Genomic DNA, 14,232 nt, shown 5'->3' on the forward strand with positions numbered 1-14,232 from the left:
CCACGGCTTGGTAGCGTCCGGACGCCCTGCCCCGAGCCCGCACCGAGAGGCCCCACATGCCGGACGACGACCCCGACGACCCCCGAGCCGACGGCCCCGCACCGGGCACCGGCCGCGCCCCCGACCCCGGGGCGGTGGCCCGGGCCGCCGCCGAGGAGGCGTCCGCGTTCGCGCACCCGGCCGTCCCGCCGGACGCCACCGCGGCCTACGGGCCGCACCCCGACCAGGTGATCGACTTCTACGCCCCGCACCCGCCGCCCGGGGCCACCGGCGCGGCGCCGCTGGTGGTGGTGGTGCACGGCGGTGCCTGGCGGGCCCCGTACGACCGGGCGCACCTCAGCCCGTTCGCCGGGTACCTGGCCCGGACGGGGCTCGCGGTCGCCTCCGTCGAGTACCGCAGGGGCCCGGGGCTGCCCGCGCAGCGCGGCGGTACCGGGGAGCCGGCGACGGGCCCGGTGGCGGGGCGCTGGCCGGACACCCTGGACGACGTGGCGGCGGCCCTGGACGCCCTGCCGGCGCTGGCCGCGGCGGCGCTGCCGGGGGTCGACGTGCGGCGGACGGTGGTGACCGGGCACTCGGCCGGCGGGCAACTCGCGCTGTGGGCGGCGGCCCGGCACGCCCTGCCCGCCGACAGCGGCTGGCGGTTGCCCCGGCCCCCGGCGCTGCGCGGGGTGGTGGCGCTCGCCCCCATCGCCGACTTCGCCACCGCCACCGCGCTGGGGGTGTGCGGGGACGCGGCCCGGCAGTTCCTGGGCGGCGGGCCCGAGCCGTACGCGGCGCGGGTCGGGTACGTCGATCCGGCGGCGCTGCTGCCCACCGGGATCGCCACGGTGGTGGTGCAGGGCGCCGCCGACCTGGACGTGCCGGTGGCGGTGGCCGAGGCGTACGTGGCCGCCGCCGCGGCGGCCGGCGAGGTGGTGGGGCTGACGGTGCTGCCGGGGGTGGGGCACTTCCCGTTGATCGACCCGGCGGCGGACGCCTGCGCGGTGGTCGCCGAGGAGATCGCCCAGCTCGCCTGGTGAGCAGCCGGTACGGGCCCGCACCGCCGGCGCTCCGACTCCCGGCGGTGCGGGTAGTACCTGAGGCGGACCCTGGACGACCCGACTCCGTGGGGACGACCCGCCCTTTCCTGGGCCCTTACCGTCGTAGGGTGACCCAGACCCCGCAGACACCGCCTCCGCACCCGTATCCGCAGCCGCCCCCGCACCCCCGCCCGGCCCGGGGCCGCAGTCCCGAGTTCGACCTGGTGAAGGACGTGTTCGGCGGGGTGCGCGAGGACCTCTTCCAGGACGCCTTCGCCTACCGCCCGCTGGCGCCGCTCGGCCCCGGCCGACGGCTGGCGCGCCGGTTCGGCGGGCGCGGCAGATGGGCGCCGCACGCCCTGGTCGTCGCCCTCGCCGGGTTCACCTTCTTCGCCGGCTCGGTGTCCGCGTACGGGGTGTCCGAGCCGGCCGCCCTGGTGATGGGGGCGCTGCCCGCGCTGGCGGTCCTGTTCACCCTGGTCCGCCCGGTGCTCGCGTTCTTCCTCTCGCTGGCCTCGGTGCCCGTGCTGATGGGGATCAGCGGCTTCACCGGGGCGGCCTGGCCGTGGACGGGGGCCGGGTTCTTCGCGCACCTGGTGGTGATGGCGGTCGTGACGGCCCGCACCCGGCCCCGTACCGGGCTGTGGATGTGGATCGTCACCACCGTGTTCGGGACGCTGGCCACCTCCGGGGACGGGCGCGGCGACTCCTCGGACGCCGGGACGATGGTGTTCGTCTCGGGGATGCTGGTCCTGCTGCTCACGGTGTGGCACGTGCGGCGGGAGGCTCGGCAGAAGGTGGAGGTGGCGCAGCAGGAGGTGGCCGCCGAGCGCACGGTGACCGCGGCCGAACGCGACCGGCGCACGCTGCTGGAGGAGCGCACCACCATCGCCCGGGAGCTGCACGACGTGGTGGCCCACCACATGTCGGTGGTGGCGATCCAGGCGGAGGCGGCCCCGTACCGGGTGGAGAACCCGCCGCCGGAGCTGGAGCAGGCGTTCGCCACCATCCGGGAGAACGCGGTGGCCGCGCTGACGGAGCTGCGCCGGGTGCTCGGGGTGGTCCGGGCGGAGGACTACGAGGCGCCGGACGCCCCGCAGCCCACGCTGGCCGATCTGGACGCGCTGATCACCAACGTGCGGGAGACGGGGCTGGAGGTGACCAAGGCGGTGACGGGTGCGGTGCGGGAACTGCCGCCGGGCGTGGAGCTGTCGGCGTACCGGATCGTGCAGGAGGCGTTGAGCAACACCCTGCGCCACGCGCCGGGCGCGGCGGCCCGGGTGGAGGTCGGCTACGTCCTCGGCGGACTGGGGCTGCGGGTGGTGAACGGTCCGGCGCGGGGGCTGGTGAAGCCCTCGCCGGGCGCCGGGCACGGGATCACCGGGATGCGGGAGCGGGTGGCGATGTTGGACGGGCAGATGACGGCGGGGGAGCAGCCGGACGGCGGTTACGAGGTGGCGGTGTTCCTGCCGGTGCCGGCGGCGGCCGGGGCGGAGGAGACGGCATGACGATCCGGGTGCTGGTCGTGGACGACCAGATGATGGTGCGCGAGGGCTTCTCGGTGCTGTTGAACGCGATGCCGGGGATCGAGGTCGTCGGGGAGGCGGTCAACGGGCTGGAAGCGGTGCGGCGGGTGCGGGAGTTGGCGCCGGACGTGGTGCTGATGGACATCCGGATGCCGGAGTTGAACGGGATCGAGGCCACCCGGGAGATCGTCGCCTCGGGCAGCGGGGCGAAGGTGCTGGTGCTCACCACCTTCGATCTGGACGAGTACGTGTACCAGGCGCTGCGCGCGGGGGCATCCGGCTTCCTGCTGAAGGACGCCTCGGCACGTCAACTCGCGGACGGGGTGCGGGTGGTGGCCTCGGGCGAGGCGCTGCTCGCGCCGAGCGTCACCCGGCGTTTGATCACCGAGTTCTCCAAGCTGGCCGATGCCCCGCGCCCGTTCGCGGGCGCCGCCGGTTCCGCCGGCTCCTACGGGGAGTTGACGGATCGGGAGACGGAGGTGCTGGTGCTGATCGCGCAGGGGCTGTCCAATGCGGAGATCGCCTCCCGGCTGGTGGTGGCCGAGTCGACGGTGAAGACCCATGTGAGTCGCATCCTGGTCAAGTTGGGCTTGCGGGACCGCACCCAGGCGGCGGTCTTCGCGTACGAGGCCCGGTTGGTCACGCCGGGGTGACCGACCGCCCCCCCGGAGCGGCGGTCGGGCGCCCCCGGCGCGGCCCGGTTCAGGAGGGGACGAGGTCCCGGCGGCGCAGGGCGGTCAGGCCGGCCGCCACCAGGGCGAGGGCCAGCAGGGTCAGCAGCAGCACCGGGGTCCAGCGCAGCTCCTCGCCGGGCAACTTGGCCAGGTGCTCGTAGGGGGACAGGTTCAGTACGGCCCGGGGCACCTTCAGCGCGGGGCCGATCCAGCCGAGGAGGACCGCCCCGCCGGCGACGGCCCAGGACAGCACGGCCAGCCGGGGGGAGGCGCAGGTCAGCAGGGTGGCGAGGCCGCCGATCACCCATACCGCGGGCAGTTGGACGAGGGCGGCGGCCAGGGCCTGACCGGGGTCCCGCCCGTGGCCGAGGGCGAGGCCCAGCCCGCCCAGCAGCAGGAGCAGCGCCCCGCCGCCGAAGGCGACGGCCAGGTGGCCGGCGGCCCAGCGGACCCGTCCGACCGGTGCGGCCAGCAGGGGTTCGACCCGGCCGCTGACCTCCTCGCCGTGCAGGCGCAGCACCGCCGCGGCCACGTACACCCCGGCGATCAGGCCGAGGAGTCCGGCCATGGTGCCGAGGAACGCCTCGCCGATGGCGGTGGTGCCGCCCATCCGCTCGATGAGGTCCCGGGTCCGTTCGTTGGTGCCGACGAGGTCGTCGGCGCTGGACACGACGCCGCCGAGGGCCACCCCGCTGAGCAGGAATCCGGCGCTCCAGCCGAGCAGGTTGCCGCGGTGGAGGCGCCAGGCGAGGGCGCCGGCCCCGCCGAGCCGGCCGACGGCCGGTCCGGGCCGGCCGGGGAGGAAGCTCATGCCGATGTCACGGCGCTCGGCGAGCGCGTACGCCACCCCGGTCTGGACGAGGACGGCGGCGAGCAGGAGCAGCAGGACCCACCAGCGTTCCCCGCCGAAGGACCGCAGGTTCTCGGCCCAGCCGAGCGGGGAGAGCCAGGTGAGGACGGAGGACCCGTCCGCGGTTCCGGCGTCGCCGGCGGCGCGCAGCACGAAGGCCGCGCCGAGCACCCCCACGGCCAGGCCCCGGGCGAGTCGGCCGCTCTCGGTGAGTTGCGCGGCGACGGCGGCCACGGTCGCGAAGACCATGCCGGAGCCGCCGATGGCCAGCCCGAGGGCGAGCGCCCCGGCCGGTCCTTCTCCCCACAGTCCGGCGACGACGAGAAGGGTCAGTGCCCCGTTGGCGACGGCGGCGGTCGACAGGGCGGCGGTCAGCGGGGCGCGGCGGCCGACGACCAGGGCGGAGACGAGCTCCTGGCGTCCGCTCTCCTCCTCGTCCCGGGTGTGCCGGACGACGAGCAGCAGGCTCATGATCCCGGCGAACAGGGCGGCGAACACCCCCAGCCGCATGGCGGTCAGGGCGCCCACCGAATCCCCGAAGGCCGGCCCGTACATGGCTCGCAGCGAGCCGTTGGCGGTCACCGATTCGGCGAAGGAGGCCCGTTCGGCGGCGGTGCCGTAGAGCGCGCCGAGGGAGCCGGGGCCGCTGACGACCATGACCGCGATGACGAGCACCCACACCGGCAGCACGATCCGGTCCCGGCGCAGGGCGTGGCGCAGCAGGGTGCAGGCGCCGGTGAGCGGGCCGGGCCGGCGGCCACGGGCCGGGCGGTGGGCGCCGGGGGCGGCGGTGGCGCTCATCGGGCCACCGCCGTGCTCGCCCCGTCCGGCTCGTCCTGCTGGTAGTGGCGGAGGAAGAGTTCCTCCAGGGTGGGCGGGGTCGAGGTGAGCGAGCGGACGCCGTGCCGGGTGAGGGCGCGCAGCACGCCGTCGAGGCGGTCGGTGTCGACCTGGAGGCGGACGCGTCGGCCCTGCACCTGGAGGTCGTGCACCCCGGGCAGTTCGGTCAGCGGGCCGGGGTCGGTGGCGAGGTCGGCGCTGACGCTGGTGCGGGTCAGGTGGCGCAGGTCGGCGAGGGAGCCGCTCTCCACGGTGCGGCCCCGGCGGATGATGCTGACCCGGTCGCAGAGGCTCTCCACCTCGCTGAGCAGGTGGGAGGAGAGCAGCACGGTGCGTCCGCGGTCGCGCTCCTCGCGCACGCAGTCCTGGAAGACCTCCTCCATCAGCGGGTCGAGGCCGGAGGTGGGTTCGTCGAGGATCAGCAGGTCCGCGTCGGAGGCGAAGGCGGCGACGAGGGCCACCTTCTGCCGGTTGCCCTTGGAGTAGGCGCGGCCCTTCTTGGTGGGGTCGAGTTCGAAGCGTTGCAGCAGCCGGTCGCGGCGGTCGCGGTCGAGGCCGCCGCGCAGCCGCCCGAACAGGTCGATGACCTCGCCGCCGCTGAGGTTGCGCCACAGGGTGACGTCCCCGGGGACGTAGGCGAGCCGGCGGTGCAGGTCGACGGCGTCGTGCCAGGGGTCGCCACCGAGGAGCTGGGCGGCGCCGGAGTCGGCCCGCAGCAGGCCGAGCAGGACGCGGATGGTGGTGGACTTCCCGGACCCGTTCGGCCCGAGGAAGCCGTGCACCTCGCCCTTCTCGACGGCGAGGTCGAGTCCGTCCAGGGCTCGGGTGCGACCGAAGGACTTGCACAGACCGGATACGGTGATGGCCTTCGTCATATTCGGAAGGTACGCTAGTTTCAGAAAATTGTGAAGTTAAGGAAGCGTATAGCCTCTGCCCAGGCACGTCGCACGAAGGGATGGTCGAGGCATGACGGAGAACGACCCGGTGTCCGCCGAGCCCGCCCGGGACCCCGGGCAGGGCCCCGGGCGGGACGACGACAGGGTCGCCCGGTTCGTCGAACACTTCGCCGCCCAACTCGTCGGCGCCGGAATGCCCTCCATGGCGGCCCGGGTGTTCGCCTCGATCCTCTCCTCCGACAGCGGCTCCATGACCTCCGCCGAACTCTCCGAGCGGCTCAAGGTGAGCCCCGCCGGGGTCTCCGGCGCCGTGAAGTACCTCTCCCAGCAGCACATGGTGACCCGGCAGCGCGAGCCCGGTTCCCGCCGCGAGCGCTACGTGGTGCACGGCTGGCAGTGGTACGAGGCCCTCACCAACCGCGAGGCGGTGCTCAAGCGGTGGACCGAGGCGCTGCGCGAGGGCGTCGCCAGCCTCGGCCCCGACTCCCCGGCCGGCGAGCGACTGGTGGAGACCCTGCTGTTCTTCGAGTTCGTCGACCGCGAACTCGGCGACCTGATGGCCCGCTGGGAGGTCTACCGCAGGTCCCGGCAGCAGCCCTGACCGGGGCCGGAAGCCCCCTCGCACCCCCGTGGCCCCTCGCACCCCCGCGGTTCCTCGCACCCCCGTGGCCCCGTGGCCCCTCGCACCTCCGCGGTTCCTCACATCCCCGCGGGCAGCGTCAGCGTCCACCCCTTCGGCCGGCAGGTCCAGGTCCGCCGCCGCACCGGGCCGCCCGCCACCGCGTCCGCCCGGTACCGGAAGCCCTCCCCGGACGCCCCCGCCCCCGACACGGTCACCGTGCGCCCCCGGGCCCGCACCACCCGCGCCCCGGCGCCGGCCCACCGCACCACCACCTCGCACTCCCCGTCCCCGCCCGGCCCCACGTCCACCGCCGCCACCGGCGTCGCCGGCTCCACCAGCACCTCGCCGTCCACCTCCACCCGCACCCGCACCGCCCCGGCGGGCACCGGCACCACCGCCCCCCGCACCCGCGCCCAGGACGACCGCAACCACCCGGCGCCGCCCCCGGTCACGACCGGCCCGGGCCCGTCGCCGTGGGGAACCCGCAGCGCCCTCAGCACCACCCCGTCGGCATCGTCGACCAGCAGGTCCAGCCGCCGGGCCGTGCCCTCCAGGACCGCCCGGGCCGCCCCCACCGTCCCGGCGGGCACCCCCAGCGACCTCGCCAAGGACACCTTGCCCCCCACCGGGACCAGGGACAACGCCGTCGACTCCAGCTCCCGCTCCCGGTGCAACAGGGTCACCGTCCGCAACAGTGCGTGGTCGTCGCCGACCACCACCGGCCGCCGGGAGCCCCTCCGGGCCAGCGAGCGGGCGAACTCCCCGGGGTGCTCCGGCAGGCACACCTTGACCCCCGCACCCCCGCTGAGCACGTCTTTCGCGATGCGTACCGATTCCCCGTCGTGGAGCCGGGCGACCGGATCGACGAGGAGCAGCAACTGGTCGGAAACCGACACCTCGGTCCTTCCTCGCTTCCTCGGGTAGCATCTTTGTGCAAGAGCCCCTTGCGCTATTGCGCCAGGGGCTTCGTCTATACCGGGGCACCGGTCCGACGGGTGCGGCCAACGAGGGTCGCCGGGGTGTGCGACCCGCACGCCCCTGACCCTGGACATGCCCCGCCCGGAAGGGGTGTACGCCTGTGCCCGCACTTGTGCTGCTCGGAGCTCAGTGGGGTGACGAGGGCAAGGGGAAGGCCACCGACCTGCTCGGTGGCTCGGTCGACTACGTGGTGCGCTACCAGGGCGGCAACAACGCCGGCCACACGGTCGTCGTGGGCGACCAGAAGTACGCGCTCCACCTGCTCCCCTCCGGAATTCTCTCGCCGGACTGCGTTCCCGTGATCGGCAACGGCGTCGTCGTGGACCCCTCGGTCCTGCTCTCTGAGCTGAGCGGCCTGAACGACCGCGGCGTCGACACGTCCAAGCTGCTGATCAGCGGCAACGCCCACATCATCACGCCGTACAGCGTCACCGTCGACAAGGTCACGGAACGTTTCCTCGGCAAGCGGAAGATCGGCACCACCGGTCGTGGCATCGGCCCCACCTACGCGGACAAGATCAACCGCGTGGGCATCCGGGTCCAGGACCTCTACGACGAGTCGATCCTGACCCAGAAGGTCGAGGCGTCCCTCGCCTTCAAGAACCAGGTGCTGGCCAAGCTGTACAACCGCCGGGCCATCGCCGTCGAGCAGGTCGTCGAGGAGCTGCTCGGCTACGCACGGCAGATCGAGCGCTATGTCGCCGACACCACCCTGGTCCTGAACCAGGCGCTGGACGAGGACAAGGTCGTCCTGTTCGAGGGCGGCCAGGGCACCCTGCTGGACATCGACCACGGCACGTACCCCTTCGTGACCTCGTCGAACCCGACCGCCGGCGGTGCCTGCACCGGCGCCGGCGTCGGCCCGACCCGGATCAGCCGCGTCATCGGCATCCTGAAGGCGTACACCACCCGCGTCGGCGCCGGCCCGTTCCCGACCGAACTGTTCGACGAGGACGGCGAGGCCCTGCGCCGCATCGGCGGCGAGCGCGGCGTCACCACCGGCCGGGACCGCCGCTGCGGCTGGTTCGACGCCCCGATCGCCCGCTACGCGACCCGGGTCAACGGCCTCACCGACTTCTTCCTCACCAAGCTCGACGTGCTCACCGGCTGGGAGCAGATCCCGGTCTGCGTCGCCTACGAGATCGACGGCAAGCGCGTCGAGGAGCTGCCCTACTCGCAGACCGACTTCCACCACGCGAAGCCGATCTACGAGAACCTGCCGGGCTGGACGGAGGACATCACCGGCGCCAAGACCTTCGCCGAGCTGCCCAAGAACGCGCAGGCGTACGTGAAGGCGCTGGAGGAGATGTCCGGCGCCCCGATCTCCGCGATCGGCGTCGGCCCGGGCCGGGACCAGACGATCGAGGTCAACTCCTTCCTGTAGGCCCGCCCCGTTCCACGGAGTGCGCCCCGGTGCCCCGTGCCCGGTCCTGCGACCGGGCACGGGGCACGTCCCGTCTTCTGGGTGCTTCCCTCAGGCTCGCGGGCCGCCTGCCGCGCAGGTACGGTTGCCGTCCGTAGCAGTGCGGTCACGGACTCCGGGGCGTGTCCAGTGAGGGAGATCAACAAGATCATCGGTCAGCGCATCGAGAAGGGGAGGAGGCGCAAGGGCCTTCTTCAGCACGAACTCGGGGCTGTGGTCGGCCGGTCGGAATCGTGGGTCGGGCAGGTGGAACGCGGGGTCGCCGCGCTGGACAGCTTGAGCATGGCGGAGCGGGTTGCAGGTGCGTTAGGACTGACGGTTGATCACGTTCTGGCGTTTGACGTGCGGTTCGGCACGGTTCCCGTGGTAGCACAGTCACCCAGAGCACCCATGCCTTCGCCACCCGTGCCCGCGCCCGATGCGGAAAGTTCAGAGACCGTGCTTCGACGTACCTTCACCCTCGGCTCGCTGGCCGGCCTGACCGCCGCCGTCGCCGGCCTGTCGCCCGACGCCCGGGCCCAGGTCGCCCGGCCGTCCGGCGGCAGCGTGGACCAGGCCACGGTGGACGAGCTCCGGTCGATCGGCGCGAGCTACCGCCGCTCCTACAAGTCCTTCCCCGCCTCCAGCCTGGTCCCAGTAGCCCACCACCAGTTGCAGCTGGCCGTCTCGCTGAGGCCGAAGGACCAGCCCGCCCACCTGCGGAACTCACTGCTGGAGCACATGGCCGAGATGGCCGCTCTTGCTGCGGTCCTGCTCTCGCTCGACCTCGGCGACCAGGGCCAGGCCGACGCCTACATGGACCTCGGCTACCAGATCGCCAAGGAGATCGACAGCGCGGAGTTGGCCGCGCTGATCCTCGGCGGCCGGGCCTTCCGCACCTCCTACGGCGGCGATCCGGACGGCGGTCTGGACTACGCGCTCGCCGCCGTCGCCGCCGCCGAGCGCGGAGCCTCCCAGCGGATGCGCGCGTGGACGAACGCGGTCGCCTCTGAGATGTACTCCTCCACGGGCGACGAACAAGGCTTCCGAGCCTCCATGGAGGACGCCCGCACCCTGTTGTCCGGCCCGATGGACGACGAACGCTGGGGCGGCATCGCCTGGTTCGACCTGTCCAAGGCCGACGCCTACGAGGGCAGCGACCTGGTCCGGCTCGGACGGCCCGCCGATGCCCTCCCCTCCCTGAACCAGGCGATCGAGAAGCTGCCTCCGGAGATGCTGCGGCACCGCTGCACCGCCTACGTCTGCCGCGCCGAGGCCCACGCCGGCGCCAACGACGTCGAGGCCGCCTGCGAGGACGGCCACGCCGCGCTGGACCTGGTCGCCCAGGTCCAGCACCGCGGGACCCTGGACCGCGTCACCGAGCTGCACCGCAGGCTGCGGACCCACAAGACCGCCGGAACGCGGAGCCTGGGCGAGCACGTGATCGACACCCGAACCCTCCTCAAGACCACCGGGAGTCCCGCATGAGCCGCCGCACGGGCCTGATTCTCGACTTCGGCGGGGTGTTGACCACCAGCGTCGCTGCCTGCGCGACCGGCTTCGACCGCCGGGCCGGCCTGCCCGAGGGCACCTTCCTGACCGCCATCGCCAAGAACCCCGAAGGGGTGGCGCTCTACGCGGACCTGGAGCGCGGGACGATCACCCAGACCGAGTGGAACGAGCGGACGGCCGCCCTGCTCGGCATCGACGGCACCAACCTGCTCGGTCGGGTCTTGGAGGACCTGCACCCGGAGCCGTCGGTCATCGCCGCCGCCCAGGCCGCCCGCGCCGCCGGGATCAAGGTCGGGATCTTCTCCAACAGCCTCGGCAGCGAGCCCTACGACATCTACGACGGCTACGACGTCGACCGGCTCTACGACACGGTGCTGCTCTCCGAGCACTACAAGATGCGCAAGCCCGACCCGGAGATCTATGAGGTCATGCTCGGCCTCATGGAACTCGCGGGCCCGGCATGCGTGTTCGTCGACGACACCGCCCGCAACCTGCCCCCGGCGGAAGACCGCGGCGTCGCCACCGTCCTCGCCAAGAACCCCGCGGACACGATCGCGCAGGTGGAAGCCCTGCTCGGCATCCCACTCAGCTGACGGGTCTAGACCGAACCGCAGCCAGGTTGCGGGCCCGCAGCCGGACTGCGGATGCGGAACTCACCGGGGCGGCACTGTGGTGTCCAGGCCGCCCCGGGCGAGACAGGAGTACCCCGATCCGGGGCGGCCGTCCAAGCCGATCGGCACCCGGCAGGGTGCCCAACCCGGAACGGAGACCCAGGTGACCACCACCGTCGACACCACGACGATCACGGTCGAGCTGCCCGAGGCGTTCGACCCGCGCTGGAACCGCCTGCCCGGCATCACCGCGGACGGCAAGCGCATCACCATCGACCCGGCCCAGCACTTCTTCCGGTTCGAGAACCGCTCCTGGCTCGTCGTCGACTGGGCCACCGTCCAGTCCGACCTCCTGCACGCCGAGGAGACCGAGGCGTCCGCCGTCGAGCAGATCGCCCTGGACTTCATCAAGGCCAACGGCCGCTCGACCAACGACGCGGGCGAGGTCCTGGCCACCGCCTACCAGGTCTACACGTATCTGTTCCGCGACGAGCACCTGGCCGCCCTCGGCCTGCCGAAGGTCACCGCCGACCACCTCAGGATGCTCCGTGAGGCGGCCACCTTCATGGCCCTCAACAAGGTCGAACTCAGCGGCCACATCAGCAACGTCGGCCCGTGCTGGTTCTTCCCCTCCGCCACCGGGGTCGTCTTCGACCTCGACGAGGAGGACGGCCGGATGCTCGACGAGGTCTACCACGGCGGCTGGTTCAACGAGCACCGCCGGATCGAGGGCGTCCTCGCCCACACCGCGCTCGGTGGCCGGCTGGTGCACGGCTGCCAGTCGGTCCCCGACCAGTCCGGCGGCGTGGTCGCCGCGTACGGCACCTCCATGTCGAAGTTCGGCGAGGAGCTGGCCGCGTTCAAGAACGAGTGGATCGAGCAGGTCGAGTCGCACCGCGTGACCCCGGCCCGAACGTCGAGTTGAGCACCGGTTCGGGACGGCGGCAGGCGCCGCCGCCCCGAACCGTCCCAACCCCCGTCGAAACCACGACCGTTCGGAGCCTTCCGTGGACACCACACTCGTCACCGCCCTGCTTGCCGAGATCTGCACCGGCGCCCGCCTGCCCCGGCCCGCCCGCGACCCGATGCGCGTCTGGTCGCTGTCCGGCGTCGAGCGCCTGACCTTCCCCGACGGCACCACCGCGATCTACAAGTTCGCCGCCGAACCGTTCACCGGCGAGGGCCGGGTCCTGCGGGCCCTCGGCAGGACCGACATCCCGGTGCCCGCCGTCAGCGGCGCGATCGTGCGCGACGGCGTCCTCGGCATGGTCATCGAGGACCTGGGCGAGCCCGTGCGCGAAGCACTGGACACCGACGGCGCCGTGGCGGCCGTCGCCCTGCACGCCAGTGACCCGCTGCCCACGCTTCCGGTCCTGGACGACGACGCCCTGGCCGCCCTCCCCGCCCGGGCCTCGGGCCACCTCAAGCGCCTGCGCGGCGGCGGCCGGTGGGTGGCGGGCACCGACGACATCGCCGACGTGCTGGACTCGCTCGCCGAGGCCGCCGCCAAGCGCGCCGAAGGCGCCACCACCGGCCCGTGGGGCCTGGTGCACTCCGAGTTCCACCCCACCAGCCTCCACGTCGGCGAGGACGGGTGGCACCTGCTCGACTTCGCCCGCGCGTTCAACGGCCCCGGCCTGCTCGACCTCGCCTCCTGGCACGGCACCGTCGACGATGCCGACCCGGCCCGGCTCCGGGCCTTCCTTGAGGCGTACGTCGCCACCGGCGGCAACCCGGGCGCCTTGGCCGAGCGCGGCGGCCTCGCCCCCGAGGCATGGGCGCTCGGCTGGCACCGCGTCTGGGCGATCGAGTGGTTCATCGAGCAGGCCCTGCGCTGGATCAACGACCCGTCCAAGGACGAGGCGTACGTCAACGTCGTGCGCCGCCACCTGACGACCGCCGTCGCGCTCCTGGAGCCGTGACGTGGACCCCTGGAACTCCCACGCCGCCGCCCGGCTCGCCGAGCGGCCTGCGGGCCGCCTGGAGCCGCGACCGCGGATGGAGTGGACCCAACGGCCCGGCATCGGCCCAGCCGCCGAGCTCCTGGGCGAGGACCTGACGGGGCGTCGGGTCGTGGAGCTCGGATGCGGCGCCGGCCACAACGCGGCCCACCTCGCCGCCGCCGGGGCGGTGGTCGTCGCGGTGGACCGCTCGGCCGGGCAGATCCGGCGGGCGAGGGGCCACTACGGCCACACCGGTGCCGAGTTCGTCCACGGCAGCGCGGCGGCCCACCTCAACCGGGTCACCGAAAGCCTGGACGCGATCGTCTCCGTCTTCGGGGCCATCGGCACCACCGAGCCGTCCCGCGTACTTGCCGCGTGCTCCCGCCGCCTCGCCGGCCCGGGTGTGCTCGCCTTTTCGGTGCCGCACCCGCAGCGGACCGGCACCATCCCCGTCAGTCCGCGCAACCGCGACACGCTGACCCTTCCCGACGGCACCAGCGCCGCCCCGGAGCGCTGGGACATCGCCCCGGCCGCCTGGGGGCACGCCCTCGACCGGGCCGGCCTGCTGGTCACCGACGTGCAGAACCTGTTCGCCCCGGCCGATGCCCGCTGGCCGACCACCCTCCTGATCACCGCACGGAAGCCCTGACCAAGTCCTGGGAGGCACCGATGCACGAGATCCCGTACCTGCTGCTGGACGTCGACGGCGTGCTGATTCCGTTCCCCGCCGCCGACGGGTCCACCCCGGCGACCCACATCCGCCACCAGGTCCACGTGACCGGCCACCGCGATCCGATCCCGGTGTGGCTCAACCCCGCGCACGGCCCGCTGATCACCGACGCCGTCCACACCGGGACGGTGCGACCGGTGTGGTGCACCAGTTGGCGCATCGACGCCCCCCGCCTGATCGGCCCCCTGCTCGGCCTGCCCGCCTTCGAGCACATCGAGCTGCCCCGCCTGCCGATGACCACCAGCCACCCCGACGGCTACCTGTGGAAGCGGGACCACGTCGAGACCTGGCTCGCCGGTGCCCCGGCGGTGTGGATCGACGACGACTTCACCGCCCTCGACCACCAGTGGGCCGCCGGCCGCACCGCCGCGGGGAGCCCGACACTGCTGGTCGAGCCCGACCCACACGCCGGCCTACAGCCCGAGCACGTCATGGCCGCGCTGGAATGGGTGATCGACCTCACCGCCAGCAAGGACGGCGGCTACCGAGACGCCCGGGACCCTCGACCCGGATCAGCCGCGTCATCGGCATGAGGACATCACCGGCGCCAAGACCTTCGCCGAGCTGCCCAAGAACGCGCAGGCGTACGTGAAGGCGCTGGAGGAGATGTCCGGCGCCCCGATCTC

Annotated in this window: 14 protein-coding genes; 11 read left to right on the forward strand and 3 right to left on the reverse strand. The window is 73.4% G+C overall.

Features of this window, described 5'->3' with window-relative positions; genetic code table 11:
* The first annotated feature begins 56 nt into the window (after positions 1 to 56).
* The 3 genes from ABT092_RS27910 (at position 57) to ABT092_RS27920 (ending at position 3,201) form a co-directional block, all read left to right on the forward strand.
* Positions 57 to 1,022: an alpha/beta hydrolase gene (locus ABT092_RS27910; RefSeq protein ID WP_351248692.1), complete on the forward strand. Its 966-nt coding sequence runs from the start codon at positions 57 to 59 to the stop codon at positions 1,020 to 1,022.
* Positions 1,023 to 1,150: 128 nt separating this feature from the next.
* Positions 1,151 to 2,530 carry a sensor histidine kinase gene (locus ABT092_RS27915; protein WP_502968518.1) on the forward strand — a complete coding sequence of 460 codons (1,380 nt, stop codon included), beginning with the start codon at positions 1,151 to 1,153 and terminating at the stop codon, positions 2,528 to 2,530.
* Positions 2,527 to 3,201, forward strand: coding sequence for a response regulator (locus tag ABT092_RS27920; RefSeq protein WP_351248694.1), 675 nt, complete (start codon positions 2,527 to 2,529; stop codon positions 3,199 to 3,201). The genes ABT092_RS27915 and ABT092_RS27920 overlap by 4 nt, the downstream gene beginning before the upstream one ends.
* A gap of 49 nt (positions 3,202 to 3,250) precedes the next feature.
* Here ABT092_RS27920 and ABT092_RS27925 read toward each other — a convergent pair whose 3' ends face one another.
* A complete protein-coding gene (locus ABT092_RS27925) occupies positions 3,251 to 4,873 on the reverse strand; it encodes an ABC transporter permease (protein ID WP_351248696.1) in 1,623 nt (540 codons plus the stop codon).
* Positions 4,870 to 5,787, reverse strand: a complete 918-nt coding sequence (locus ABT092_RS27930; RefSeq protein ID WP_351248698.1) for an ABC transporter ATP-binding protein — start codon at positions 5,785 to 5,787, stop codon at positions 4,870 to 4,872. The genes ABT092_RS27925 and ABT092_RS27930 overlap by 4 nt, the downstream gene beginning before the upstream one ends.
* A 91-nt stretch (positions 5,788 to 5,878) precedes the next feature.
* Here ABT092_RS27930 and ABT092_RS27935 point away from each other — a divergent pair, with 91 nt between their 5' ends.
* Complete coding sequence (locus ABT092_RS27935; protein WP_351248700.1) at positions 5,879 to 6,409, forward strand: GbsR/MarR family transcriptional regulator; 531 nt, start codon at positions 5,879 to 5,881, stop codon at positions 6,407 to 6,409.
* Positions 6,410 to 6,507: 98 nt separating this feature from the next.
* On the opposite strand, the gene ABT092_RS27940 is transcribed toward ABT092_RS27935, so the two are convergent.
* A complete protein-coding gene (locus ABT092_RS27940) occupies positions 6,508 to 7,326 on the reverse strand; it encodes a diacylglycerol kinase family protein (RefSeq protein WP_351248702.1) in 819 nt (272 codons plus the stop codon).
* 182 nt (positions 7,327 to 7,508) lie between these two features.
* On the opposite strand from ABT092_RS27940, the gene ABT092_RS27945 reads away from it, so the two are divergent.
* The 7 genes from ABT092_RS27945 (at position 7,509) to ABT092_RS27980 (ending at position 14,139) form a co-directional block, all read left to right on the forward strand.
* Positions 7,509 to 8,792, forward strand: coding sequence for an adenylosuccinate synthase (locus tag ABT092_RS27945; protein WP_351248704.1), 1,284 nt, complete (start codon positions 7,509 to 7,511; stop codon positions 8,790 to 8,792).
* 168 nt (positions 8,793 to 8,960) lie between these two features.
* Entirely contained in the window at positions 8,961 to 10,298 is a 1,338-nt protein-coding gene (locus ABT092_RS27955) for a helix-turn-helix domain-containing protein (protein WP_502968519.1), read from the forward strand.
* The gene (locus tag ABT092_RS27960) at positions 10,295 to 10,915 is read left to right on the forward strand and encodes an HAD-IA family hydrolase (protein ID WP_351248706.1); all 621 of its coding nucleotides are present in this window, start codon (positions 10,295 to 10,297) and stop codon (positions 10,913 to 10,915) included. Before ABT092_RS27955 ends, ABT092_RS27960 begins: the two co-directional genes overlap by 4 nt.
* Positions 10,916 to 11,096: 181 nt before the next feature.
* On the forward strand, positions 11,097 to 11,858 hold the full coding sequence (locus ABT092_RS27965) for a hypothetical protein (RefSeq protein WP_351248708.1): 762 nt from the start codon (positions 11,097 to 11,099) through the stop codon (positions 11,856 to 11,858).
* An 82-nt stretch (positions 11,859 to 11,940) separates the two neighbouring features.
* Positions 11,941 to 12,855 carry a phosphotransferase family protein gene (locus ABT092_RS27970; RefSeq protein WP_502968520.1) on the forward strand — a complete coding sequence of 305 codons (915 nt, stop codon included), beginning with the start codon at positions 11,941 to 11,943 and terminating at the stop codon, positions 12,853 to 12,855.
* Position 12,856: 1 nt separating this feature from the next.
* Positions 12,857 to 13,525 (forward strand): methyltransferase domain-containing protein, encoded by a 669-nt coding sequence (locus ABT092_RS27975; protein WP_351248710.1) that lies wholly within the window; start codon positions 12,857 to 12,859, stop codon positions 13,523 to 13,525.
* Between the two features lie 20 nt (positions 13,526 to 13,545).
* A complete protein-coding gene (locus ABT092_RS27980; protein WP_351248712.1) occupies positions 13,546 to 14,139 on the forward strand; it encodes an HAD domain-containing protein in 594 nt (197 codons plus the stop codon).
* Positions 14,140 to 14,232 lie beyond the last annotated feature (93 nt).

Origin of the sequence: Streptomyces sp. NPDC002490 (assembly GCF_040296045.1) — a bacterium.
In the GTDB taxonomy this organism is placed as follows: Bacteria; Actinomycetota; Actinomycetes; order Streptomycetales; family Streptomycetaceae; genus Streptomyces.

Bases quoted from the DNA above. Each gene is read 5' to 3' on its own strand.
- ABT092_RS27980 (WP_351248712.1), top strand. From the start codon at position 13,546: ATGCACGAGATCCCGTACCTGCTGCTGGACGTCGACGGCGTGCTGATT.
- ABT092_RS27910 (WP_351248692.1), top strand. From the start codon at position 57: ATGCCGGACGACGACCCCGACGACCCCCGAGCCGACGGCCCCGCACCG.
- ABT092_RS27960 (WP_351248706.1), top strand. From the start codon at position 10,295: ATGAGCCGCCGCACGGGCCTGATTCTCGACTTCGGCGGGGTGTTGACC.
- ABT092_RS27925 (WP_351248696.1), bottom strand. From the start codon at position 4,873: ATGAGCGCCACCGCCGCCCCCGGCGCCCACCGCCCGGCCCGTGGCCGC.
- ABT092_RS27930 (WP_351248698.1), bottom strand. From the start codon at position 5,787: ATGACGAAGGCCATCACCGTATCCGGTCTGTGCAAGTCCTTCGGTCGC.
- ABT092_RS27920 (WP_351248694.1), top strand. From the start codon at position 2,527: ATGACGATCCGGGTGCTGGTCGTGGACGACCAGATGATGGTGCGCGAG.
- ABT092_RS27935 (WP_351248700.1), top strand. From the start codon at position 5,879: ATGACGGAGAACGACCCGGTGTCCGCCGAGCCCGCCCGGGACCCCGGG.